We start from the raw sequence: 25,813 nt of genomic DNA, 5'->3' as shown, positions 1-25,813 counted from the left end.
TTCACGCTGATCTGAGCCATCGAATATACAAGCCGAGGCGACACCGCCTCTGTAAGATGTGCACACGCTAATTTTGAAAGGACATGTCATGGACGGCACGTTCAACGAAAACGATCTTTCACGCGTCGTCGAAGCCGACCGCGCCCATATTTGGCACCACTTGATCCAGCATAAACCCTTTGAAACCAACGACCCGCGCATCATTGTCGAAGGTAAGGGCATGCGTGTCTGGGATCAAAAAGGCAAAGAGCATCTGGACGCTGTATCGGGCGGCGTATGGACTGTGAATGTCGGCTATGGCCGCGAATCGATCTGCAAGGCGGTCTATGACCAGTTGATGAAGCTGTGCTATTTCGCCAACTCGGCGGGCTCGATCCCTGGTGCTTTGTTCGCCGAAAAGCTGATCGAGAAAATGCCTGGAATGAGCCGCGTGTATTACACCAACTCGGGCAGCGAGGCGAATGAGAAGGCGTTCAAGATGGTTCGCCAGATCGCCCACAAGAAATACGGCGGCAAGAAGACTAAGATTTTGTACCGTGACCGCGACTATCACGGCTCGACCCTGGCAGCGATGTCGGCAGGTGGTCAGGACGAGCGCAACGCGCAGTACGGGCCTTTCGCCCCCGGTTTCATCCGCGTGCCGCATTGCATGGAATACCGCAAGCACGAGCTGGACGGCGCGCCCGAAGAGAATTTCGGCGAATGGGCCGCGGATCAGATCGAAGAGGTGATCCTGCGCGAAGGCCCCGATACGGTTGGCGCCCTGTGCCTTGAGCCCGTGACAGCCGGTGGCGGCGTGATCGAAGCGCCCGAAGGGTATTGGCAGCGCGTACAGGAAATCTGCAAGAAATACGATATCCTGCTGCATATCGACGAGGTCGTCTGCGGCGTGGGCCGCACCGGCACATGGTTCGGGTATCAGCAATATGGTGTGAAGCCAGATTTTGTGACCATGGCTAAGGGTGTCGCCTCGGGCTATGCCGCCATCGCCTGCATGGTAACTACTGAGGAAGTCTTTGACATGTTCAAAGAAGACGCCTCGGACCCGATGGGCTACTTCCGCGATATCTCGACATTTGGTGGCTGTACCGCCGGTCCAGCGGCCGCGATCGAGAACATGCGGATCATCGAGGATGAGAACCTGCTGGCCAACTGTGTCGCTATGGGTGACCGGATGACGGGCAACCTTCAGGCGCTGATGGAAAAGCACAAGGTCGTCGGCGACGTCCGCGGCAAGGGCCTGTTCCTGGGTGCTGAGCTGGTCGCAGACCGCGCGTCCCGTGAGCCGGTCGATGAAAAACTGGCGCAGGCCGTTGTGGCCGACTGTATGGCGCAGGGCGTGATCATCGGCGTCACCAACCGCTCGGTCCCCGGTCGGAACAACACTCTGTGCTTCTCACCAGCGCTGATTGCCACCGCGGATGACATCGACCAAATCACCGATGCTGTCGATGGCGCACTGGGGCGTGTATTCGGCTGACACCGTTAGCAGTCTCTTAGGATGAGACCATGAAAACCGGCGCTGCTTGCGCCGGTTTTTTCTCAATACGGATGCCCAAACCCTCAATATGCGACCGGATGTTCCCGCTCAGTGCTGAATGTCTGCGGCCCGGATTGTAGAATCCGTTGATGTATCCGTTGAGCGTTAGCGTTGCAACTGACCCCCGAATTAGCCCCTGATCTGCCTCTTGTTTCCATGGCATATTGTCTAAAACGAGAGGCGGCAGCAATGAGGCAATTTCCACAATCATTCTAAGTCTATGGTTTCACCATTTAGGTGCATGCGGGAGGACGCCGTGTCTGGCCACCCGGCTTCAAGCGGTTTGTCAAAACCAAACTTGATCTCGGTGAACTGACTGTTGGTGACATCTTGGAGGATTGCAACGTTTCGCAATCCCTCGTCTACAAATGGAGGTCAGGCGTGAAATCTTCACGGGTCAATAGCGTCGCGCGGAACGAAGAACAAATTTTTTCGAAGGTTCTAATTAACGAAGAGACGCAGCCAGGCCGTGATCCAGAAACTGACAATCGCAATCTTCTGGCGCGCCGGGAAAGCACCATGCCTTTCCTGCCAATTATCCGGTGAACTGTTTGGTCAAAATTGCACTCGCGATGGATAGCCATTCATGATTTCACCAGCTGGCAACTTTAAATTCTACGCCGCCACCAAGCCAGTCGATTTTCGTAAAGGCATGGGTGGTTTGGAGGCGATCGTTCTGAATGAATTCGATCTCGATCCATGCTGTGTTGCCATATTTGTTTTCCGTTCGACACGCACGGGCCGGCTGAAGCTCATAGTTTGGGACGGGGCGGGTCTTGTGCTGATCTATAAGCGGATCGGGGGTGAGGGTTTTGAATGGCCACGCGTCAGTGACAGGGTGATGACGATGACCAAATCGCAGTTTGAGGCCCTTTTCGAAGGGCTTGATTCGAAGCTGTGATAACGCGCGCTTCGGACTGCAATCAGTCCCTGATGTGAATAGCAGCGAACGGCGATACCGAGCCCAAAGCAGAATCTTGAGAGATAGTGGAAGGAGCACTCCGCCGTCACCACGGCGAAGTGCTGAATCGTGTATTTCTAGTCGTTATTGAGACATCCCGCCTTCGCTGGAAACCTGTTTCTCAACTTGGCTTTGATTGGCCAGGTCAGAGCCACGCGGCGGGAACTCTTGGAATGTCTGAAGGTGTTGCTGCACCAGTCGCGCAGCAGGTCCAAACGCCCACATCTTCTGCCCCATCCATTTGGTATACATCCCGGATTCTTCGGCGGCCTTTTCATAAGGATCGCGGCGCAGATTAAACAACATCGGCGCGTTTAATTCTTCTTTTGGTCCGGCCCAGCCATGCTCTTGGATTACGAAATGGGCTTTCCAGTCCCTGTAGCGGACGGCCTGAAGGCTCGTGCCTTCGTAGTAGATGATTTCGTCGCGGTTGCTTTCGGCACCTCCCGTCAAATACGACAGTTGGTTGTATCCGTCCAAATGTGCTGTGTAGCCTTCATATCCAGACAAGAGCGCCTTGGGCAGGTTGTCAGGGCCACCTGCCGCTGCCACCAGCGTCGGCATCCAGTCCATACCGGACATAATGCCGTTTGCGACGCGTCCAGCAGGAACATTGCCGGGCCATTTGATAATCGCCGGAACGCGGAAACCACCTTCCCAGGTTGTTCCTTTTTCCCCGTGAAATGGTGTCGTGCCACCATCCGGCCAGGTCATCGTTTCAGGGCCATTGTCAGCAGTGAAAACCACAATTGTGTTGTCAGTGACACCCAGCTCGTCAAGCCGCGCCATCACTTTGCCCACATTGTCGTCAAGCTCTTGCATCACAACGTCCTGCAGCCCACGCCCATCGCCCAGCATGTCTTCATATTTGGGGCTCAGGTGCGTCCAAACATGCGCTCTGGCCGGGGCCATCCATACAAAAAACGGTGTATCCGCTTCGACAGCGCGATCAATAAAGTCGATCGTCTTTTCGGTCACCTCATCATCGAGCGTCTTTTGACGCTCGGGCGGCGCGGGTCCATCGTCCAGGATGCGCTGATTGCCGACCACGCCCCAACGCGGATCCACCGTTTCATCCAGTTCTTCGGTTGCAAAGGCATGTATGATGTTGCGCGGACCGAATTGGGCATTAAATTCAGGATCGTCTGGCCAGTCAGGGTCCGACGTATATTCCATCGCATTCAAATGGTAGAGCCAGCCCCAGTACTCGTCGAAACCTTTTGTTGTTGGCAAAAACTGGTTCTGGTCGCCCAAGTGGTTTTTCCCGAATTGACCGGTGGTATACCCCAGGGCCTTTAGCATGTTTGCAAGCGTGGGGTCTTCATTGCTCAGACCCACGGGATCACCGGGAAGACCAACAGTGTGCATCCCGACACGTACAGGAAACTGACCGGTCAAAAACGCAGCGCGACCTGCGGTACAGGTCGGTTCTGCGTAGTAGTCCGTCAGCCGCGTTCCCGCTTCGGCAAGCTGGTCTAGGTTCGGTGTTTTGATACTTTTGATGCCTTGGTGGTAGCTTCCCAAACTGGCCCAACCGACATCGTCAGCCATGATCACCAAGATATTTGGCTTGTCCTCTTGAGCAACTGCGCTTGCGGCGACAGCAACCGAAGCGACGACCGCTCCGACGAAAGTGCGCGCGATTGATAAGCGTTTCTGCATGAATCATCCTTTCTTGCATCGTATCGGGGTCGTCTGGTCGTCCTCATAGCCCCAAATTCATAAGCGCGTAATTACTGTACAGCAGCGGAAAATGTCGCGCTTAAACGTTTGTTGAGCATCGCGTGTGGCTCGATTGAGCTACCATAGTAGAGCTGTGCAAAGGCGGCGATGTCGTTGAACAGAACCACAGCGTTGCCATCTGTGCCTTCATAGACAAGCAGTTTCTGGCAAAAGGCATCAAGACCGATCGCCGGGTAATCCGCCATTGCGACTCCACCGGGCGCTGGCCCCCCGAACAGCAGCAGCTTTGCGGCGGGAAGGGCAACGTCAAACGCGGCAGCTTCTTTCATAAAATCGATCTCGCCGAACCAAATTGTATCTGTTTGCGCGGTCACTGCTTTTTCGAGGCGCGCAACCGTTTCGGCAACGTCATACGCTGACGCAATTTCAAAAATGCCAAAATCACGCTCGACAGCATCGGTGGGAATCGGGCTCGGGTCTGCGCTATCTACGGCGCGCAGTACCGCTTGCAGGCGCTCATCAAAGGCAGCAAGGGCCGCTGACCCCTCAAGCCCGTGACGTTTGGCGATGAACGCAGAGGACGTGTAAGATAAGGACGGCTTAGCCTCGTCGCCGTATGACAACACCCTGAAGGGCAGATCCAACCCCGCACGAATGTTCTCGCTCAGGATGGCAGCGTTCACGCCGGGATCAGAGAAAAGCAAAACTCTCGACGGTGGCATCTCCACGCCTTCGCCAGCCGCCAAACGGGCATGATCTATCTCGATCACCCTTGCCATTTTGGCATCTGTCACCGCCTCTGCCACTGCTTCGAACAAAATATCGGTGTCGGCTTGCAGTGTATCATCTGCATCGGCGGAGATCGGAGTTAATGCCAGCGCAGCGGCCAACAGAGTGTTTCGGATACCCAAGTTGACCCTCCTGATCAAACCGCGCCTTGTTGACGCAAACGAAGCAGAGCCAAAGCTGCGAAAAGGATTTCTGCCAAAAAGTAGAACACCAGCAAGAAATTTGGCAAGCCATCGACCAAAAAGCTCAGCAGTCGGCCAGCGGCGAGCCCGGCCATGAAGAGGAACAGGCTCCAAAGGGCGGCGTTTGTAAGGGCGGGCTTGAATGCCCCGGCAATCCAAAACATCAACATCGCCAGATACAGCCCCATAATTGCCCGGAAGATGTGGGTGAGCTCTGTCGTGTCGACTGGAAATCCCAGCAACATCGGCACACTCGCCGACGGCATCGCGCCATAAGACAGTGCGATCGGGAACAACCCAACGGATGCGAGCAACAAAACAAAACGGTCAGACAAGGAATTTCCCTTTTGGCTGCCTCTACAAGAGCCAGATAGAATATACTTTCAATTCCGCGTTAGGCAACTCAGAACCATGGTCAATTTCCTTACCGCCGGAAACTTACGCGGGACGTTAGGATAATACCGCAGGCACGACCTGCATATCAGGCTTTGTCCCCAACTCAGTCACGCATGTACCACGAGACGTATTACCGCTTCGTCCCGCGACTTGATCCTTAATCCGCCCGTTGATGTTGCTTGCGCAGCGAATGGCCGGTCTGGTGAAGCGGCGCTGTCGAGGAAGATGGATGTCTCCTTTGGGCCATCTGCTACGATGCTAGTTCTGCGAAACTGGCAGATGCCGCGCCGCATCTGAGGTCGGCACTGAGCCCATTTTACCGATGCTGCGGGACGCATGAAAGTCTGTTTTTGCAAATCTGTTTGGCTCGACGACTCGGCCTGCGACCGGCTATATTTGGCAATGACTGAAAGTGTGTGAGGTAAAACCAAAGATGCCGATGCCGTGGACATACCGCCATGCTTCCAAAGAGTGGCGCGCCTTTCTTGATGATGTGAAAGAGCGTATGTCTCTTGAGTCCGACAATATGGCATACACCGCTGTGGATGCTGTTTTGCAGGTCTTTAGACGCCGCCTGACAGCACAGCAGGGTCTGGCTTTCGCAAGCGTCCTTCCGGCTGTTCCCCGCGCGGTGTTTGTGGCAGGTTGGGTTGTCTCCGAACCGCCGGTTCAATTTGCGGAGCGACAGGTCCTCACCGACGAAGCCAAGCAGGTTCGCGTGAACCACAACCTAACGCCAGACAACGCAATCGAAGCGACAGCTTGGGCAATTCGACGTTGCACTGACTCCAGGGATTTCGAAAGGGTACTGATGCAACTCCCCGAGGAGGCCGTGGCATTCTGGCATGTCGACGTCGAAGACCCGAAAGAGCTGGATCAGCGGATAATCTAGCGGCGGAAGCGGACGTTCCGAATGAGAAAGCGAAAGATCGCTTCGTCCCGCAATGTGTGAGTTCGAGTAGCGCCAAAATTTGCACTTGCAGCGAATGACCGGAATGCGGGCTGCGACCGCAGAATCCCAGCAGGGTGCCGAATGTCTCTTATGGGCCGCTCAGTGCTTTTTGGCCGCGTGCGCGGTAAAATTGCACAATAACCCGCTCTTCACGTCAGAGCTGTGCGGCATTTTGCACTTGGCACCGTGCGGAAGGAGTGCGGTGTCCATTGCTGTTAATGCCTCCGAGCGGCGACGCCCTAGGTGGCACCTGATTGACATTTTGGGTATTTTGGCGCAAAATAAAAGCATATTTAAACAGCATTAACACTATTCCAAATTTGCAAATCACACTTGGTCGAGATTGGTGTAAAGCGTCCTATTTGGCGCAATTCCCAAGAGAAATTGACAGAAGTTCATTTTTAAAACGGAGGCTTACTTTAGCTATGTCCAGTCTTATTCAATCTGTTTTCGGTCGTGTCACCCAACAGGAAAACGGTCAGCCCGTACACGGTATATTGGTCAAGATTCAGGCGGTATTTGGGGATGGCTGGCGCAAGCGAGACGGCTGTAAGATCGATCTTGGATGCGTCCTGACGGCCGCCGATGGCCGATTTGTGCTCATAGTGGATTCGTCGAAAATACCCGAAGACTGTCGATGTGCAGGTCCGATGGAATTGCGGATAAAGCTGCGCGACCGCGATGGCGTGCGCATCCATAAAGCCCGGCTCAAGATTGAGGATTGTTCCTGCACCGACGATATTAAAATCGACGTCGCCATCCCGGCAAAGAAGCTGGCGTGTCACCTGAGGCGCCCGTTAAGCTGGGCTGCACCGGATAAGCCGTTTTTGCCAGAAAGCGTTCTCGATGACATTGAGGAAGCGCTTGAGCTTGCGGATGCTGATCGGTTGCTGCGCAAGCGCACTCACTTCTTTGAGTGCATCCGCCCGACGCTTGCGATTTTTGACAACTCGCTTAGTGACGCCTGGAGTGTTCTGAAGGGAGACGTCGCTGCCAAGGGGCGCTATGTGGATGTACTCAATGCTCTTTGTGCCACGTCGCCAACGGGCTGCGGCTGTGGCAGCGCATCCGGGGATGATGCAAGCGGTATCTTGCAGGACATTTTTTCCGACGACTGCAATGATGACAGCTGTAAGCCCATCAAATCCAAACCCAACCCGGTGTGCTGTTCCGACCATGTCTGCCCGACCGGTAAGTCCCTGATCGCTGACAAAGACATGAGCTTGATGGTCTTTGCGGCCATGCATGTATCCTGTGGTCACAGACCAACAATGATCAAATACGTCGGCGCGCTGCTTGAACAACGTTGCCGGTTCCAGGCGTTGACCGCGCTTCATGAAGCAGCTGTCAACCTGGTCTGCAAGAAGCCGCACGCAGGGCGTCATTTTAAGGATCTGCTCGAATATGTGATGTGCATCTGCACCGGTCAAACCCCTTGTGGACAAGTGCCTTGCTGTCAAACTTGTGTCCGCCAGCCCATCCTGGATTGCATCACGGATGCATATAGAAACTGGTGCAGTATCGAATGCTACACCGTGACCAAGATCAACCCAGAGCGTGCCTGCCCCGGTGACACGGTTGCGATCTGCGGGTGCGGGTTTGGCGATATTGCGGGGCAAGTGCAGTTCACCCAGCATGGCACGATGAACCCCGGTCCGATCGCTGTGCCGACCTCGTGGTCAGACGAACGCCTCTGCGTGATCGTCCCGTCCAGTGCAGGATGTGGTTTGGCGATCATTCCTCCGACCCAAACGATCAGCGTCTGCGATCGTTTCCTGGACTATCGAAAAAGCGGCACGATGTTGGCTGAGTTCGAAGGCACAAGCGCTGACATTCTCAAGTTTATCGTCAAAGGGCATCAGAACGACGACTGCCTGTTACCCGGCGAGGTTCTGAAAATCCGCTGGAAGGTCTGCGCCGCTGACTCAGTGACTGTGCGCATCGTCAATACAGACACCGGCTCTGCCATTGCGCAGATTTCACCGGCCCCCGATCTGGGACGCTGGGACTTCGATCAGACTGACTTCGACCAAACGACCCGAGTGTGGGTCGAAATCGTCGTGACCGGTAAATGTAAACCTCCTACAGTAAGTCAGGGCTTAGACCTCGTTTTCCAGAACCCGCCGGATCTATCCATCGACGGGGTCGAGGTAACGCAGGCGATTCAGTATTTCCGAGCCAACCAGCATCTGACTGATCCAGCTGACCGCGGCCCGGACAACTCCCTTCAACTTGTTGCCAATAAATCGGCCTGGGTGCGGACATATCTGCGCAGTGGGCAGGATCCGAATTTCGATAATGGGCAGCTCGGCAATGTCAGTGGCACACTTCAAGTGGAACGCCGGGTTGGTGGGATCTGGTCCACGGTGGCCAATATCGTTCCGACCAATGCCCCGGTGACAGCGCAGGACAGTTTCTCGAGCTACGACGCAGAGAGACGCGACATTGATGCGACGCTGAACTTCATTATCCCTGCCAACGTGATGACCGGGCTCTTGCGCCTTTCTATCACTGTCTCGTCGCCAGACGATTGCTATGGAGGCAGCGGCACGGCCCAACAGCTTGTTGATGTCGATCTTGAGCAAGAGTTGCGCGTTGCAGCCGTCACAATTGGCTATAACGGTCCACCGATGGGCGGCGGCGCCAATATTACCTTGCCTGCCCCCAACGCAGCGCAAGTTGCCGCTGATACCAGCTTTGCCCTTCGGGTTTTCCCGGTAGGCAGTACGCCCAATGTGCGGATCATCGACAGCCAGACAACAACACAAGGTCTGACAAACAACAATTTCCCAGCGGGGGGGTGTGATCCCAACTGGACGCCGATCCTGAATTTCGTGGCTAACGCGCGCACGAATGACGGTAATCAGGGCGATTGGCTTTACTATGGACTGGTCAATGCGGCGATCCCGCGCTCGCATGGCAACACAGGATGCGCCAGCGGCGGCAACGGCGCTGGCTTGTCCGGTAGCCCGGTCACGTTGGCGCATGAGTTGGGCCATCAGGCGGGTTTACCACATGCCCCATGTGGCACGGTCGGCACGCCAAACGCGAGCTACCCGCTTTACGAGCCTTACGATACCGGCATGACAACGACCGATAGCAATGGCAACACTGTCTATTCGGATGCGAGCATCGGCGAATACGGCCTCGACACAAATGACGGGACAATACACCGGCCAGCCAACAGTGAGGATCTGATGGGTTATTGCGGCCCCCGGTGGGTCTCGATCTTTACGCATAACTATATGCTGAACCGCGCCGAATTTGACCCGGTGGCGCTGGCAACGGGCGTGTCTGGCGGCAGCTCGGAGGGGGCAGGTGCCATGGAAGTCGACAGGCAAGACCAGATGCGTCCTTTCGTGACGATCGTGGGTGAAGTCGGCAAAGACATGCAGGTCTCGGTCGCAAGCCTCGTACGGGTTCCAACCCGGCCCTTGCGGATGTCTGGCGCGCGTACCGATCTAGTTTTGCAGTTGATCGGGGACAAGGACGAGGTGATCTCATCCGCGCCGGTGTTCACAATGGATAATCACGACGCCAATGGCGATGGCTGCGGTTGCGGCGGAGGCGATAAAAAGGATCCGCCTAAACCGCCGTATAGTTTCATTGCGGCAATGGGCGATGTCGGCTCTGGAGTTGCAATCCGCATCTGCCAGGGGGACGCAGTCATATGGGAGCGCAAGCGACCGACACGGCCGGTTAAATTGGCTTCGGCTGAAGCCAGCATTGGCAAGTCTGGTCTAAAGGTTTCCTGGAAAACGACCGGGGCCAAGCGTAGTTACGATCCCGATATTTGGCTGCAATGGTCTTCTGATGGTGAACGCTGGAACGGGCTCAGGGTTGGTGCGAGAGGTAACAGCGTAGAGATCGACCCCAACACCATTCCGGTCGACAAGGTTTGGATTAGGGTCCTTGCTCATGACGGTTACTTCACCGCAACGGCAGACACCAAGCAAGTTAAACTGCCACCAGCGCCACCCGAACTCGCCATTATTCACCCCTCTGAGGGGCAAGTGGTGCGCGCGGACCGACCGCTGCATCTCTGGGGTACATTCACTGGCCGCACCGAAGCAAAATCCGTTGAATGGTATCTGGACGGCAAGAAGGTCGCCAAAGATCTGGATGCTTGGATCGATGTACCCAAGCTAGGTGAGCATGTGGCGGAGCTGCGCGTCAAAGGCGCAAACCCGGTAACTGTCAAGTTTTCTACAGGAGCGCGCTAGATGGTTAGCTTCTATGTGCTGAAAGGGAACTCGATCCAATGCTAGCATCCAGGGCTAACGCCTGAGATCTGGCAAGTGTTAGCCCACAACGCACCCTTCAGCTAGCAGCCGCCGCCGTCTAGAGATCAGATTAGATGTCGTTCGCCATTCCCTGGTGCGGTTTGTTTGCGCGACGGGTGAAAAACCAATGCTTTGCCCATTCGGCACAAAGGCCACGTTTATCAAGAAGCGCCCTTATATACTTGGATTAGTAGTTGGCGGTACTGGTTCTCAATAGACTTAATTATTCTGTCACTGGAGAAAACAATATTTTTGACCAGCCCAAAATTGACAGGAGCATCCGGTGGCGATCTCATTCAAGGGCTCGCATTTCCCAAAAGATGTGATCTTGCACGAGGTGTTTTTCTATCTGCGCTACTCAGTGTCGTATCGGGATCTGGAAGAAATCCTGGCTGAGCGCAGAGTTAAGGTTGATCACGCGACGCTGAACCGTTGGATCGTCAAATATGCGCCATTGATTGCCGACAAGGCACGTCGCCAGAAGCGAAACTGCGTCCGCCTCTGCAACGCTCGATGGGATTGAAGTTGCGCAGATGGTCAGAAAGGGTCAGTTCGGAGTCGGAATCTGCCCGTTCAAGCAGTTTGCGAACCAAACCGCTTGAACTTAGTAAATTCCAACCAGCCCTCACACTTCAGAGAATTTTGCGACAAAGCCGCTAAGATCATACCGAACTTGCGAATTCGGACCAACGGTGGCTCTTCCCGCAATATGCGGTCGGAAGGGCAGAGTAGATGAACGGCAGATTCCTTTCGCGAGCTGTTAGTTCGTAGACCTGCCGATTTTGTGGCTGCGGCGAATGTCTCCTTTGATGAGCTGCAGCGCAGTGGTGGGACAAATCTGCCAATGGCAGGTTCGGGCCGCCCGTTCATTTGCACACAGCGTCTGGAAAAATCGCAAAGGTCAGCTACAGTAGTCAATGTTCAAGCGCCCGCTTCAACACAATGCTTTGCTGCTACCTAACAGTTGCGTGAGATTTCGGGATAGGTCTAAAAAAGTTGTGCCCTCCTAGCAATCTCAATTCAATACTGAAGAATATGAGTAATTTGGCGGAGATTTAAGTGCGACTTAGCGTGGGCATCGCTGTGTCAATTCTGGTGGCTGTGTCTATCGGAGTGTCGACCTTTATTGTCCATTCCCTATGGTGGACGACTGCGCGCGACAATAGCCGCATGCTTGCAGCTGAAATCAACGGCCAGATCGCGAACACTGTCCGCATCGAGGTGGGGGTGACGCTTAGGTCGGCCGAGGCCGCCTGGGCAGCCGTTCGCACGATCTTTGTCCAGAACGTCATCGCGACGCGACAGGCCGACAAGCGCGAGTTTGTTTTTCTGTCGCAACTGCAGGCGCAGCCGAATATCTCATGGATGTTCTTTGGCTGGCCCGATGGCAATTTTTTCGCGTCGCACCGTCTAGGTGACGGCGGGCTTGAGATGATTGAAATCGACAAGGGGATCCGCGACCGAATGCTGCGGAAGGATCGCTACATCTTTATCCCCGGTGACATTCAGTTCGAGGAGAGGACCTTTGCCGAAACATCCTATGATCCGCGCGAACATGCCTGGTTTGAAAACTTCATGGGTCTCAGCTCTGCGGGGTGGATCGAAACGCGCGACCTTCCGGATAGTAAAAAAACCGTTTACGCCTTTGCTGGTCCGATAGACGTTAACCGAACGCGGCAAGGTGTTCTGGCGGTTGCAATCGAAACGGATCGTTTGTCACGTTTTCTCGCCACGCTTGCCCCCGGCGAATTCGGCGCGGCATTTATTCTGAACGCTGACGGCAAAGTTATTGCAGTACCTGATGCAGAAGCGGATGAGATTACCCCGGCGCGCATGGGCGAAGGGAAGCTCTATGAAGTTGCCATGATCTCAGGCGAAAGGTTGTTGGCAGATCCCCAAGCGAATGCCCAGGGCACGTTGACGAAACGTGTCGTCATCGACGGCGTGCCTTATGCGGTGGCGCTGACGCCACTGGGGTTTTACGGCTGGCGCGTTGCCACGGTCATACCCGAAGCGGCGTTTCTGTCGAGCATCGATGAAGCGCTGATAAACTTGATATACGTTTTGATCGGTGTGGTAGTCGTCGCAACCGGGCTGGCGATCTGGCTGATCCGAAGCATTGTCGCAAATCCGTTGGCACGCATCGCCGAAGATCTTGGCAAAATCGAACGCTTTGACGTCGAACGCATTGAGCGCAGACCCTCCAGACTGTCTGAGCTTGCCAATCTTTCTGCGGCAACCGCGAGCATGGCCGCTGGTTTGTCCGCTTTCCGAAAATACGTGCCCACCGATCTCGTGCGTATGCTGGTTGCTGAGGGCATCAAGATACAGCCGGGCGGAGAAATGAAACAGATCTCTGTGTTGTTTTGCGATGTAGCGGGTTTCACAGGGCTGTCCGAAAAACTTGGCCCAAATATTGTCCAGCTGATGGAGCCCTTCTTCAGCGCAGCCTCAGCGGCCATTACTCAAAACGGTGGGACGATCGACAAGTTCATAGGCGATGCCGTGATGGCGTTTTGGGGGGCGCCGCGTAAAGATGCCGATCACGCTGAAAATGCTTGCCGCGCAGCGCTGGATCTTGTCGCTGCGGTGGGCGCGTCCGGAATTGAAGATGAGGCCGGCAACCCCCTACGCGTCAGGATCGGGGTGAACAGCGGCGAGGCTCTGGTCGGAAATATCGGATCAGAGCAGCGGTTGAACTACACCGCGATTGGTGATGTCGTGAACGTAGCCAGTCGGTTGGAAGGGGCCAACAAAGACTATGGAACGCTGATCCTGGTCGGGCCGGAAACGAGGCGACAGGCCGCTGACGCAATCGTGGTCCGTGAGTTGGACACGCTTACCGTGTTTGGACGTGTTGAAGAGCTGGTGGTCTACGAACTGATCGCGATGGCGGATGGGCGTGTTGGATCATTTGCCTGGATAGAGGCTTATGAACAGGGCCTTACACATTATCGGACAGGGCGGTTTGAAGAGGCCGTTGCCGCCTTTTCGGCCGCAGACCAGGCGCGAAACGGAGACCCCGCCTCAGTCGCCATGATGACCCGCGCCCAAGACCTGTTAGACAGGCCGCCAAAGGAAGGCTGGCGTGCGGTTACTAGCACCAACAAGAACCAGTAGGTAACTTCCGTTTAAGTTAAGGGGCTTTGGGAAAGTCCGACAAGTCTTGTGTTGTATGTGCTCAGCGCGCCAGGGGCTTCGCTCTCGCAGCGAATGTCCGGAAAGTGGGTTACGACCGCAGCATCACCACGCTGTAGCCAATGTCCGGTTTGGGCCGAGTCTGCTTGCGCAATGCACATAGTTGTTTCGGCGGGTTCGTTCATTGCTTCGCGTTCTCAAATTACTCGGTCATTCTTGTTTGGCCTGAACATCCAAATATCGGATTAGAACTCTTGGGATGGACGGCTAATACCTACTGTGATCCTATGCTGTCGCAGTTCATGGGCATTCAATGCGATCAGCTTCGTATATTGTAGGTATTTTGGTAGCCATTGCCGCCAGCATTGGCCTTTATTTGGTTTCTTACCAGTACTTCGTTTCGGAGGAGCTTTCGAAAGCTCAGGGCCGGCTCTCTCTCTACCAAAGCTCGGTAAACAGCGAACTCGAACGATTTTCCCACCTCACATATGTGCTGTCACAGGATTCCTTTGTAATTGGAACAGCCGAAGGAGACGGCACCGGAGCTTTAAACCGACGCCTTGAGGATTTTGCGGAGCGGGCGGAGCTGGATGCTATCTACCTGATGGACGAAGACGGGATCACGATTTCCGCATCGAACTACCGCGACACAGGGAGCTTTGTTGGCCAGAACTACGCTTTCCGCCCATATTTCCAAAGTGCCATTTCTGGTAAACAGGGCCGCTTCTATGCCATCGGGGCGACGACTGGTCTGCCAGGATACTTCATCGCCAACGCAGTGCTTGACGACCAGGGTGATTCAACTGGTGTCATAGCGATTAAGATCGATTTCTCTAATCTTCAGGATAGTTGGAAAAACTCGGGCGAACAGGTTCTTTTGGCCAATGAAGACGGTGTCATTCTGCTTTCTTCGAACTCGGATTGGCAATATCGCGCGTTGACGCCATTGTCAGAACCACAGCGAGAGCGAATTCGAAACGCCCGGCAGTTTCCGGGGCAAGCCTTAGATGCGTTGGATTGGGTTGAGTTGCCGGGAGATCAGGCCAGAATTGCGGGGACGAAGCGCTTGCATCTTGCAGCAACGGATTTGCCTCATGGCTGGTCGCTTCACTATTTTGCAAGTGACGATCAGGCTGTAGCGCGCAGTTGGCTTGTAACTGCAGTTTTTGTCCTCTTGGCGGGGCTCACATTTATCTTCTTCCAGATACAACGTGCGAGACGTGTAAGCGCTGCCTTGGCGCGGTCCGAAGAGGAAGAAGCAATGCTGCGCGAAGCAAATGAAAGGCTTGCCATCGAAATCGACGACCGCAAGACAGCCGAGCGGAGCCTCAGACGCACCCAGGGCGAGTTGGAGCGCGCAAGCCGACTGGCCGCTCTAGGGCAACTATCCGCGTCGGTGACGCATGAGCTGGGCCAGCCCATCGCGGCGATGCGCAATCATCTGGTGGCTGCAGAGATTTCATCTTCCGGTGAAACCAAGCTGCCACAAAAAATCGGCAACCTGGTTGACAGGATGGAAGGGATCACACGCCAGTTACGGTTTTTTGCACGGTCGGAGAGTGAGGCGTTCGACGACGTAGACTTACGCACTTCGGTTAATGCCGCGTTGGCTCTGGTTGCCCCAAACATCGAACAGGGTAAGGTGAAAATCTCAATTGATGCGTCGACTGGTCCGGCGTTTATCCGGGGCAGTGCCCTGCGGATCGAACAGGTCATCACAAATCTTTTGCGCAATGCCATAGATGCTACGGATGAAGCGGATGCGCCTGAAATCCATATCGCTGTCATGGCTTCTGATGATGAGGTCGTGTTGGAAATTCAGGACAACGGTCACGGGTTGGGCGAGGCAACGCTGGCAGAGTTGCAAGAGCCATTTGTAACCACAAGAGAGAGCGGGAGAGGCATGGGCTTGGGACTGGCCATTTCCACTAGCATTGTCAAAGATCACGATGGCACAATGACGGCCCGAAATCGAAATGGCGGCGGAACAATTTTCCGTGTCACCTTCCCGATAGCCTCAATTACTGAAGAAACGGACGAATGACCCAGCAGCAACCCTTCAAAGTCTTGGTCGTTGACGATGACAAATCAATGCGACAGTCCCTTGTTGAGTTGCTCGAAGCCGCCGACTGGACTGTCAGCGCCTTGCCACGTGCGACTCAGGTGACGGAACATCTGGCCAACGCCTCGCCCGATGTCATTTTATCCGATGTGCGTATGCCCGGCATGTCGGGACTTGAGCTGCTGGCCAGCCTGGACAGGAATGTGGCGCCTCCGGTGGTATTGATTTCGGCACATGGTGATATCCCGATGGCGGTTCAGGCCATACAGGACGGGGCATATGGGTTCATCGAAAAGCCATATGAACCACGGCGATTGCTTACGGTGCTGAGGCACGCGGCCGAACAATACCGAATGCGAAGAAGTAATGCCCGCCTCAAAGACCGGCTGTTCAAACTGTCAGGCCTTGACCGCATCCTGCTGGGCCAAACGGACGCCATTACAGACTTGCGACAAGAAGTACTTGATCTTGCTGATACATCGGTTGCGGTTTTGTTGCAGGGAGATACCGGCACCGGGAAAGAGCTGGTTGCTCATGCTTTACATGATTTGGGCCGCTCGCCGGAGGCACCGTTTCTGGCGCTGAATTGCGCCGCATTGTCGGCCGATACATTTGAAGCGGAAATGTTCGGCGTCGCGGGTGAATCCGACGGAAGGCTTGGGGCGGCATCGGGTGGGACCTTGTTTCTGGATGAAATCTGCTCGTGCCCACCAGCGGCGCAGGCCAAGCTGCTAAGGGTCATCGAAGATCAACAAGTGCTGCCTGTGGGGGCTGTGTCGCCGGTGCCGGTAAGCTTCAGGGTCGTGTCAGCAACCAACGAAGACGTTGTACTGGCAGCCGAGCAAGGCCGCCTGCGTCAGGACCTTTTGTTTCGATTGAATACTGTCGTCCTGTCCTTACCCCCGCTTAGACAAAGACGGGATGATCTGGTTCTGTTGGCAACGCATTTCTTAAACGAATACGCGCAGGTTTATGAGATAGACGTACCAGAACTTGATCAGGACGATTTGGCGGCTCTGCTTGCACATGACTGGCCCGGCAATGTGCGTGAATTGCGCCATGTCTGCGAACGGCGCATTTTGGCGGCCCGGCGCGGAGGCGGTTCGTTGGCGCAGGCTATCCAAAGCGATCAGCACTTCGACGAAGTGCCGGATACCCTGCGCGATGCCGTTGCCGCTTTTGAACGCGAGCTCATCGGCAAAGCCATCAAGGCGCATAAAGGCCGCATGGATGCCGCCGCCGAAGCGCTTGGGATTGGCCGCCGAACGCTCAACGAAAAGATCGTCAAACTTGGTCTCGATAAAGAGGCTCTGTTGTAGGCGAAAACAGCTCTGCGGAAATCCGCAGGGCGCCCGGGAAAACGCGCGCATTTTCCTTCATAGTCAGGACGTCGCGCATTCTGAATACTCCGCCCAAACGAATTGCATGATCTGGGAGGAGCCACTATGCGCAAACACCTTAACCGGGCGGCCATTGCCGCCTTGTCGCTGACCGTTGCATCCGAAGCACTGGCCGTCGAATGGAATGTATCCCTGTGGGGCAAGCGCCGTGCTTTCACAGAGCATGTCGAAAAGCTGGCTGAACTGGTGAACGAAAAGACCAACGGTGAGTTTACCCTGAACATCAGTTATGGTGGCCTGTCGAAGAACAAAGAAAACCTCGATGGGATTTCGATTGGTGCGTTTGAAATGGCCCAGTTCTGCGCTGGCTACCACCGCGACAAGAACCCCTCAATCACTGTCTTGGAACTGCCGTTTCTGGGCGTGACATCCCTTGAACAGGAAGTCGACTTGTCGATGGCCGTTTATCAACATCCAGCCGTTGTCGAGGATTTGGCACGCTGGGACGCGACTCTGCTGATGCCGTCGCCGCTACCGCAGTACAACCTTGTCGGGGTAGGTGACGCGCCGAAATCTCTGGCCGATTTTGAAGGTCTGAGTGTGCGCGCCACCGGCGGTATCGGTAAAGCGATGGAGACGGTTGGCGCAGTTCCGACTTCGATGTCCGCATCCGAAGTACGTCAGGCAATGGACAGCGGCATCGTCAAAGCCGTCAGCTTTGCACCACACGCCCATATGTCCTTTGGCACTATTGAGAACGGTACGTGGTGGACGACGAACCTGAACCCCGGAACAGTCAACTGCCCGGTCGTCGTGAATACTCTGGCACTGGAAGATCTGTCCGATGAACATCGTAAAGCTCTGCTGGGGTCGATAGACGAAGCGCTGGATCACTACGTTTCCCAATACCAGACCAAAACGATGGAAGCTTGGGGCCCCGAGCTGGATCAACGCGGCATCGAACGGGTCACGTTCAGCGATGAAGAAATCGCGGCATTCAAAGAGGCCGCCGCCGCACCCGCAGCAGAAGCCTGGATTGCGGAAAACACCGAACGCGGTCTTCCGGCGCAAGAGCTCTATGACCTCGTGACCGGCAAGATCGCCAACGGTAGCTAACCCACTCACCACCCGACGTCGGCCAAGCTGGCGTCGGGTGCCTATTCCCCTGATAGCGGAGCACAACGATGGCCGGGTCATCCCTGGTGCTGTCCGACGACAGCCGTCTCAGCATTCTCGATCAACATCTCTACAAACTGGAGAGCTTTCTGGCTTTGGTCAGCGGTCTTGCGGTTTTCTCTCTGATGGTCATGGCCGTTGTCTCCGTCGGTGGTCGGAACATCGCCAATGCGCCGCTTCCCGGGTATGTCGACTGGATTGAACAGGCCATGCCGTTGATTGCCTTCATGGGGATATCTTATGCGCAGCGCGATGGCGGCCACATCCGAATGGACATGTTCGTTGGTGCACTTAAAGGCCGAACGCTCTATATCGTTGAATTCGTGACAACCGCCGTCATTCTGGCGCTGATCGTCTTGCTGATCTGGGGAAGCTGGGCGCACTTCGCGCGCAGTTTCGACTATGGTGCCCCACTGTGGAGCCGCGACAGTTCCATTGACATCAGTATCCCGCTGTGGCCCGCCAAGCTGTTGGCCCCCGTCGCCTTCAGTGTGCTTTGCATAAGGCTCTTTCTGCAGCTTTGTGCCTACGGTCGTGCGATTCGCCATCCTGACCAGCCGCCTATCGCCGTCCCGTTGATTCCCGATGCCGCCACCCAGGCTGCGATGGAAGCCGAGCATGTCTCGGGCCACGACAACTGAGGTAAATTCTGATGGAACCCATTGATATTGGCCTGATCGTCTCGGGCGGAATGCTTGTTCTTGTGGTGCTTGGAATGCGTGTGGCTTTTGCCGCCGCGACTGCCGGCATGGTTGGTCTAATCTGGATCTTCTGGGCCAAATTTGGATACGATCCAGCGCGGTTCGGCAAAGCAGTAACTGTGGCGGTCAAAACCGCCGGGCAGGTACCTCATTCTAAGATTTCGAGCCAAGCGCTGAGCCTTATCCCGACCTTCATCCTTATTGGCTACCTCGCCTATTACGCGGGCCTGACTAAAGCGCTGTTCGAAGCCGCCAAGCGATGGCTCGCCTGGGTTCCAGGCGGGCTGGCGGTGTCGACCGTCTTTGCCACCGCCGGGTTCGCTGCGGTTTCCGGAGCCTCGGTTGCCACATCCGCCGTTTTTGCCCGCATCGCCATCCCCGAGATGCTGAAGATCGGCTACGACAAGCGCTTTGCTGCAGGTGTCGTCGCTGCAGGCGGCACGTTGGCGTCGCTCATCCCTCCCTCGGCCATTTTGGTTATTTACGCGATTATCGTGGAACAGGACGTGGGCAAACTGCTGTTAGCCGGTTTCATTCCGGGCATGTTCTCAGCTTTGATCTATGGCTTGCTGATCATTGGCATGGCTGTTGTGATCAAAGACTTTGGTCCCGCAGTCTCAGGCTTTACATGGAAAGAGCGTTTCATGTCTCTTCCGCCCGCACTGCCTATCTTGTTTGTCGTCGTTACCATCATCTTCTTTGTCTACAACCCATTCGGAGGCGATGCTTGGGGCACGCCAACCGAGGGTGGCGCAATCGGTGCCTTCGTTGTCTTTCTGATGGCGCTATTTCAGGGCATGCGCTGGTCCGAACTTAAAGACGCGTTGCTGGAGACAGCCAAGCTGAGCGTCATGATCTTTACCATCATCTGGGGCGTGCTGGTCTATGTTCGTTTTCTGGGTTTTGCCGAACTACCCAGCGCGTTCTCCGACTGGATCACCTCGCTTGAGATGTCACCAATGCTCATTCTGATCTGTATCCTGCTGGCTTATGCTGTACTGGGCATGTTCATGGATGCGATAGGTATGCTGCTGCTGACGTTGCCCGTAGTTTACCCAGCCGTCATGGCGTTGAACGGTGGTGAAGCGGTAAGTGCGGCCGATAGTACCTTTGGAATGTCCGGCCCGATGTGTGCCATCTGGTTTGGCATTCTGGTAGTCAAAATGGCCGAGTTTTGCCTGATCACCCCACCTATCGGGCTGAATTGCTTTGTAGTGGCTGGCGTGCGTGATGACCTAAGCGTTCAGGATGTTTTTAAAGGTGTAACGCCTTTCTTTCTGGCGGATGCAGCGACGATCGCAATGCTCGTTGCGTTCCCTGCTATCGTTCTGTGGCTTCCTGGACAGGTTTGAATTACATGGGATGATTTTGGAGCGCGGTTTGCCGGTGCGGCTTAGACAAAGATGCAAGATGCGTGCCATTCATGAATAAGCAACGGCAACCAAAAGCATAGATAGCTGGCGTCACTATCTGTTCAGTCTTGTAAAGGCGTGTCGACTGATTTGGACCGCTTTTCAATGTCTGGTTTGACGGAGCCGCATGCGTGCGTGGATAGTACCCATGAACGGCAGATTTGAGCCGTCCGCATGATCAGTTATTGGTGGGGCGGGGGCCCTTTCTGCAGTGGCACCGGAGTCTGTTGTGAGCCCAAAGCGTGAATTTGGTTTTCTCGCTGCGTGCGCTCGCAGCACGAAAGTCGTCACAGCCGCATCATTCTCAGCGCCGCTGCGCGGTGTGAAAACCGCCCATTCAAGCATGCCGCTGCGAGATTTACTTCCCAGATTTACAGGTTGCGGACAAATCTGCCCTTCACTTGTTTGGTTTCAATGATCCCTCGCAACCAAACGCGGACATGTCCGATCCGCAGATTGGACAGGAAGCAACTATGGCTGCCCAGGCAAACAAACGTTGGGCATGCGACGAAGTGGGTTTTTGTGCGCAGGCGCATTCTGCGCGGTTGCACCTGAACCGACACCGAGGCAAAGCGCTTCAGAATCCACTTATGCGTTCTATGAGCCAGTACATCGATACCGAACCGATGCCATAGGCTGTAATCACAATCGCCCTTTGGCTAACTGGACGTGCCATCAATCGCCAGATCGCGACAAGAAGTGCCAAGGCCCCGACAAAACTCAACTGGCCGGCCTCGACGCCCAGGTTGAAGGCAAGCAAGGCCGCAGGAATATCGTTTGAGGGTAGTCCGATATCGGCCAAAGCGCCTGCAAAACCAAGGCCATGCAAAAGCCCAAACCCGAAACAAACGATCCAGGGCTTCTGCTTTGAAAGTCGGAAACGCCCGTCGCCACCCTTAACAATTTCCATCGCCAGAAAAACAATAGAAAGCGCTATGATGGCCTCGACCGGCGGACCAGGGACATTCAGAAAACCTAGCGTTGCCAGTGCCAGTGTTATTGAATGCGCCAGTGTGAATGCTGTGACTGCTCCTACCAGTCTCCACGGATCACGGACCAGAATAAACAACGCGAAGACAAACAGCAGATGATCCCAACCTTCCAGTATGTGTTCAAAACCCAACTGGAAATACGCGGTGAAAACAGACCATGTGGTCTGTTCAGAAGGTATGTTCTGAACGGCCGTCTCTGGTGTGAACCGAAGCGTCGTGGGCTCAGCCTGCAGGGGCTGCACACGGACCAATACGTCGTTCTTTTGAACCTCCAGACCTTCTATCTGGAAGGGTTGGCCCGCAATATCCCCGCGGCACTCGATAACCCAGGAAGAAACCCATGCTCTGCCATCGGAAATTGGGGTAGGGCCGCGCGCCGGGGTGCAACCATCCGGCGCCATGACATCGATCGCCATGGGTTGACCATTCACATCGGGTTTTCGCCAATGAACGCTCCAGGTGCCCGATGTGATTTGGCGAATTTCCAAGTACCCCGGATCAAGCGCATGCGCCGAGGCATTTCCTGCGACCCACGCAATCAGCAACGCAATCAGTAGGCCAAATACAGCTTTCATTTGGTTTGACCTGAGAGAGCCGGCACTATGATCTCATAGTTGGCAGCAAGAATCTCATATTGCGCCTGCGCCAGATCTTCGCTCATCACGCGACGCCAATCCCGCAGCACGGCATCGTGAATTTCTGACAATGGGGGTATTTGGCTAGGTTCGATGTCTTGCACCTGAACCAGATGGACCCCGTAACCCGACTGGATCGGGCCAGCCCACTGACCTTTATCCAATGTTGTAAGACCCTTGGAAAAGCCAGATCCAAAGACCGAGTCTATCACTCTGGTCGCGGTCAAAGGCATAGATGCGGGCAGCAGTGTCGAGCCGCCCAGGTCGGAAACCTCATCTCCCGCGCGCAGGGCGGCCAATACCCCCTCGACTTCAGCTTTGTTTGGCTCCTCACCAATAAAGACCTGAATGAAGGCCAGCTTGCTGGGCGTCGCATAGCGCTCCGAGTTGTTTTGCAAAAAGGCCTCTAAATCTTCGTCTTCCGGAACAACTGACGTGGCGATCGCTTCGGTCAGGAAATCCATTTTTTGACTGAGGCGAGACCGGATCACAGTGTCTCCGCGATCAAGGCCAAGCTTTCTTGCTTCTCTGACCAGTACCTCTTCGCGAATTGTTGCATCAGTCAAAGCTTGCAGCTCGGCACCGCTTGGGCGCCGTTTCCACCGTGCTTCAAACTGATCAGACAAAAGCGCGATATCGTTTTCGTCGATTGTAATTGTTACAAAAACTTCGACAGTCTCGTTTTCCGGCGCAACCATTTGGAACCAAATGAAAATAGCTGCTCCAATCAGGAAGAAATGGAACAGGGGTTCTTTCAATATTCGCATGAAGGCTCCTGCATGAAACGCGCTCCGGTTTTACGTATCGATGCTGACATCAGTCGATTGAGCATTGCAAGAAAATCAACGCGACGCACAAATCAATCGTCTGGTGAATGGGCCGAGGTAAAGGCTTCTACCTCGGTTGCCAACGCCGTGATCGGCAGTGTTACTCTGCCGGTGTATACCAAATCGGGGAAGAGTAAGCGCGTTCCTGATGTGTGAGCACCGCGTCTTCGGGCAATTCGGCGCCAAATCTCAGCTTATCGTAAAGAATCCAACGCGGTGTTGGAATTTCGATCGCACGTACGTAATAAAATGCGCGTGCATTTGGATCGAATTCAGGATCAGACCAAACGGTTACAAGTTCGGCAGTTCCAATCGTGTTGGTCCAACTGGCGGTTTCAACATCGACTGTGTTTCCAACCGCAGGGATCTTGCCGTTTTGGTCAGCAACACGGTTGTCCGACCACGCCACATCGTAAACCTTTTCCTGCAAGGCCCCTTCAGAATCCAGCCAACCCTTTACCACCTGCACGCGATCCAGATTGGCACCAACCGGGTCGCGTAGTGCAGCGATCAGGAATGCGGGCGCACCTTCACCCTCGCGAGGTCGCAGATCCGAGCCCATCGGAACACCTTTGGTGTAGCCCACATCTGCAAGGAAGCGTGTTTCAACATCCGCGTCACTGAAACCCCAACCGCCAAAGAACCGCAGGCCGATCCGAGGTCCTGTGGTTGCATAGGTTTCGCGTCGCTTGAACGCATCGAAGATTGCAGCGCGAGTATTATCGGTCGCCCAAACTGCCGTGTATCCCGATGCGACAAGAAGGTCGCCAGGAATTTCACCAAGGTCATTGGCGATGAAAGGATGCTTTATTCTCGTGGCCGAAGGTTCAACACTGACGGATTTTCCAAAGAAGTTGTCTTCTTCGGCAGTTGCCAGAGACGTATGGCTGTCCGTTGCGCCGCCCATGCCGAACTTATATGGGTTAACGCCGAACTTTTCTTCTAACAACAAACCGCGCTTCAAAGCTTCTCGGGCGTATTCGCCAGCCAGCATGTCATCGGTTTTCAACTCGGTTATGTCGAGGTTGCCGACGTCCCAGTTTTCGTAATCCGCGAATTCATCATCGGGGCTCAGGAAGGGGTGCGCTTCGCCGTCGCCCTTGATCTGCGTGACTTCATAGTGGGGTTCCCATTTCGCGCGGGCGGCCACATATTCCTCGTCTACCTTGCCACCGTGATAGGTGTCTTCGGTCGGGAACATCCACCCGTTCGAAAGGTTGCCGTTATGGGCGAAAGCTACCGCCCGACCGCCCGTTTTTTCTTGATAGTCTTCCAGCCATGCATATAGCGCCTTTGGGTCGGTATCACCAAAGGGTGGTTGCGTGACCGGCGGCACCATCTGAAGCGCCCTGATCGGCCCATCACGCAGCATGACGTTTCGATGCAGATTGAAACCCTTGGGTACAGAGGTCCATTCGAATCCAATGAACGCTGTGAAATTGCCGGGGTCGTTATGTTCTTCCGCAGCCAGAACGATTTGCTCCCATGTAAAAGCAAAAGCGTCTGCACCCGGGCTGTAAGACTCCAGAAGAACTTCTGGCAGGGTCATTTGCGAAAAGTTGGTGATGATGTCGAACGCCGCTTTGCCGGCCTCTTCGCCACCTGCCTTGTAACCTTCGTACCATTCCAATCCTTTTGGATCCGCAAGGACGCCCGGCTTACCAGCCTGAAGGTCCGGGGCAAATCCCATCAGGTCAGTGTGATCCGTGAGAACCATCCAGTCGAGAGGCCGGGCCAGTCTTACTGGTTGACCCGTGGATGAAATGACCTGCTCACCTTTTGCAAAGCGCCAAGCTTCATCAGGTAACAGTGTGTTCCCGAAAGCACCTGCATCCAGCGAAAGTCCGGTGTGAAGATGCGAGTCTCCCCACAGCGGGCGCTCAGGGAAAGTCCGGTTCGCATATGGAGAATAAGGCTGCTTTGAGAACAAGCCTTCCGCCGCTTCTTCGCTAGGAACAGCGTCGGCAAAGACCGTCGATGATGCCAGCCCCAGTGAGATAGAATAAACAAAAGCTCGAAGCATATTGACCTCCCAACTCAAGATCGCCCGGTGGTGCCGGTGACTTACATCTCAAGAATTAATATTCCTATTTCTCTATATAACATCAATTTTCAATTTGTGGGAATACTCAGCTCTCGGCTTTGTCACGATGATGCAAGTAGGAGTGTGGCTGCCGAAGTTGGTCTGAAAATGACTCGATAAGTCATAGCCTCGATTGTTGGGTTCAAAATTTATAACAGAAGCTTTGGAGAATTTGCGGTTTGAATTGGCGAATGTCCATCGTGAGCCATGTATGCACTTTTGCAAAGTTGGCATAGCTGCGCTTAGATGACATTCTTGGCTATCGCGGCATGGATCATTTTGGGCTGGTAGCTGCCGAATGCATCGGCAGAAATGGTGTTCTCGGCTGACTTCCGAGAGCCGGTTTCACGACCGCTCGCATATCTCAACACGCCAATATGGTCGACTTGTGCGAGATTGGGTGGCGGCGATCAGGCTGGAGCCCAGTGGATACGGCGCCCATTTGCTGCGCCGGACCAAAGCAGCGGAGATATACCGCAAAACCGGAAATCTCAGAGCAGTTCAACTCCTGCTTGGACACACAATGGTAGACAGCACTGTCAGATACCTTGGTGTCGAACTTGAAGATGCGCTGAGCATCGCCGAGCAGATCGACATTTGAACCACGTTAGCGGGCGGCACTTGCCGTTCGCCAATCCGGACCGGACTCACATTCGCGCCG

The 25,813-nt window shown here is 54.8% G+C and carries 17 protein-coding genes and 2 pseudogenes; 12 read left to right on the top strand and 7 right to left on the bottom strand.

Going from position 1 to position 25,813, the window contains the following annotated elements; translation table 11 throughout:
- Positions 1-88: 88 nt before the first annotated feature.
- On the top strand, positions 89-1,480 hold the full coding sequence (locus AC2FJW_RS04840) for an aminotransferase family protein (RefSeq protein WP_142639090.1): 1,392 nt from the start codon (positions 89-91) through the stop codon (positions 1,478-1,480).
- Positions 1,481-1,496: 16 nt separating this feature from the next.
- Here the strand turns inward: AC2FJW_RS04840 and AC2FJW_RS04835 are convergent, their stop codons facing one another.
- Positions 1,497-1,703 (bottom strand): hypothetical protein, encoded by a 207-nt coding sequence (locus AC2FJW_RS04835; protein ID WP_496749375.1) that lies wholly within the window; start codon positions 1,701-1,703, stop codon positions 1,497-1,499.
- A gap of 423 nt (positions 1,704-2,126) precedes the next feature.
- On the opposite strand from AC2FJW_RS04835, the gene tnpB reads away from it, so the two are divergent.
- Positions 2,127-2,441, top strand: coding sequence for an IS66 family insertion sequence element accessory protein TnpB (tnpB, locus tag AC2FJW_RS04830; RefSeq protein ID WP_496749374.1), 315 nt, complete (start codon positions 2,127-2,129; stop codon positions 2,439-2,441).
- Between the two features lie 144 nt (positions 2,442-2,585).
- On the opposite strand, the gene AC2FJW_RS04825 is transcribed toward tnpB, so the two are convergent.
- From AC2FJW_RS04825 to AC2FJW_RS04815, 3 genes are all read right to left on the bottom strand, one after another.
- A complete protein-coding gene (locus AC2FJW_RS04825; RefSeq protein WP_496749373.1) occupies positions 2,586-4,163 on the bottom strand; it encodes an arylsulfatase in 1,578 nt (525 codons plus the stop codon).
- Positions 4,164-4,234: 71 nt separating this feature from the next.
- Positions 4,235-5,095 (bottom strand): DUF302 domain-containing protein, encoded by an 861-nt coding sequence (locus AC2FJW_RS04820; RefSeq protein ID WP_496749372.1) that lies wholly within the window; start codon positions 5,093-5,095, stop codon positions 4,235-4,237.
- A gap of 14 nt (positions 5,096-5,109) precedes the next feature.
- Positions 5,110-5,490, bottom strand: coding sequence for a DUF4345 domain-containing protein (locus AC2FJW_RS04815; RefSeq protein ID WP_496702829.1), 381 nt, complete (start codon positions 5,488-5,490; stop codon positions 5,110-5,112).
- A 500-nt stretch (positions 5,491-5,990) separates the two neighbouring features.
- Here AC2FJW_RS04815 and AC2FJW_RS04810 point away from each other — a divergent pair, with 500 nt between their 5' ends.
- The 9 genes and pseudogenes from AC2FJW_RS04810 to AC2FJW_RS04770 all read left to right on the top strand — a co-directional run bounded on the left by AC2FJW_RS04810 (position 5,991) and on the right by AC2FJW_RS04770 (position 20,555).
- Complete coding sequence (locus tag AC2FJW_RS04810; RefSeq protein ID WP_496749371.1) at positions 5,991-6,443, top strand: DUF2267 domain-containing protein; 453 nt, start codon at positions 5,991-5,993, stop codon at positions 6,441-6,443.
- Between the two features lie 485 nt (positions 6,444-6,928).
- Positions 6,929-10,726 carry a hypothetical protein gene (locus AC2FJW_RS04805; RefSeq protein ID WP_496749370.1) on the top strand — a complete coding sequence of 1,266 codons (3,798 nt, stop codon included), beginning with the start codon at positions 6,929-6,931 and terminating at the stop codon, positions 10,724-10,726.
- Positions 10,727-11,069: 343 nt separating this feature from the next.
- Positions 11,070-11,273 (top strand): annotated as a pseudogene (locus AC2FJW_RS04800) (hypothetical protein); the annotation flags it as partial.
- Positions 11,274-11,845: 572 nt separating this feature from the next.
- Positions 11,846-13,906 (top strand): adenylate/guanylate cyclase domain-containing protein, encoded by a 2,061-nt coding sequence (locus tag AC2FJW_RS04795; protein WP_496749369.1) that lies wholly within the window; start codon positions 11,846-11,848, stop codon positions 13,904-13,906.
- A 331-nt stretch (positions 13,907-14,237) separates the two neighbouring features.
- Complete coding sequence (locus AC2FJW_RS04790) at positions 14,238-15,968, top strand: sensor histidine kinase (protein ID WP_496749368.1); 1,731 nt, start codon at positions 14,238-14,240, stop codon at positions 15,966-15,968.
- Complete coding sequence (locus AC2FJW_RS04785) at positions 15,965-17,305, top strand: sigma-54-dependent transcriptional regulator (protein WP_496749367.1); 1,341 nt, start codon at positions 15,965-15,967, stop codon at positions 17,303-17,305. Before AC2FJW_RS04790 ends, AC2FJW_RS04785 begins: the two co-directional genes overlap by 4 nt.
- Positions 17,306-17,431: 126 nt before the next feature.
- A complete protein-coding gene (dctP, locus tag AC2FJW_RS04780) occupies positions 17,432-18,442 on the top strand; it encodes a TRAP transporter substrate-binding protein DctP (RefSeq protein ID WP_281995470.1) in 1,011 nt (336 codons plus the stop codon).
- Positions 18,443-18,510: 68 nt separating this feature from the next.
- The gene (locus AC2FJW_RS04775; protein WP_496749366.1) at positions 18,511-19,143 is read left to right on the top strand and encodes a TRAP transporter small permease subunit; all 633 of its coding nucleotides are present in this window, start codon (positions 18,511-18,513) and stop codon (positions 19,141-19,143) included.
- 11 nt (positions 19,144-19,154) lie between these two features.
- Positions 19,155-20,555 (top strand): TRAP transporter large permease, encoded by a 1,401-nt coding sequence (locus tag AC2FJW_RS04770; RefSeq protein ID WP_496698626.1) that lies wholly within the window; start codon positions 19,155-19,157, stop codon positions 20,553-20,555.
- Positions 20,556-21,192: 637 nt separating this feature from the next.
- On the opposite strand, the gene AC2FJW_RS04765 is transcribed toward AC2FJW_RS04770, so the two are convergent.
- The 3 genes from AC2FJW_RS04765 to AC2FJW_RS04755 all read right to left on the bottom strand — a co-directional run bounded on the left by AC2FJW_RS04765 (position 21,193) and on the right by AC2FJW_RS04755 (position 25,092).
- Positions 21,193-22,182, bottom strand: a complete 990-nt coding sequence (locus tag AC2FJW_RS04765) for a HupE/UreJ family protein (RefSeq protein ID WP_496698628.1) — start codon at positions 22,180-22,182, stop codon at positions 21,193-21,195.
- Entirely contained in the window at positions 22,179-23,009 is an 831-nt protein-coding gene (locus tag AC2FJW_RS04760; protein ID WP_496749365.1) for a peptidyl-prolyl cis-trans isomerase, read from the bottom strand. The genes AC2FJW_RS04765 and AC2FJW_RS04760 overlap by 4 nt, the downstream gene beginning before the upstream one ends.
- Before the next feature lie 160 nt (positions 23,010-23,169).
- Positions 23,170-25,092, bottom strand: coding sequence for a DUF3604 domain-containing protein (locus tag AC2FJW_RS04755; RefSeq protein WP_142640387.1), 1,923 nt, complete (start codon positions 25,090-25,092; stop codon positions 23,170-23,172).
- A 397-nt stretch (positions 25,093-25,489) separates the two neighbouring features.
- Between AC2FJW_RS04755 and AC2FJW_RS04750 the strand changes: the two are divergent.
- Positions 25,490-25,753, top strand: a pseudogene (locus tag AC2FJW_RS04750) (tyrosine-type recombinase/integrase); the annotation flags it as partial.
- Between the last annotated feature and the right edge of the window lie 60 nt (positions 25,754-25,813).

It is taken from the genome of Ruegeria sp. CDSA020, assembly GCF_059612345.1.
This window is presented reverse-complemented; position numbering and strand designations above follow the sequence as displayed.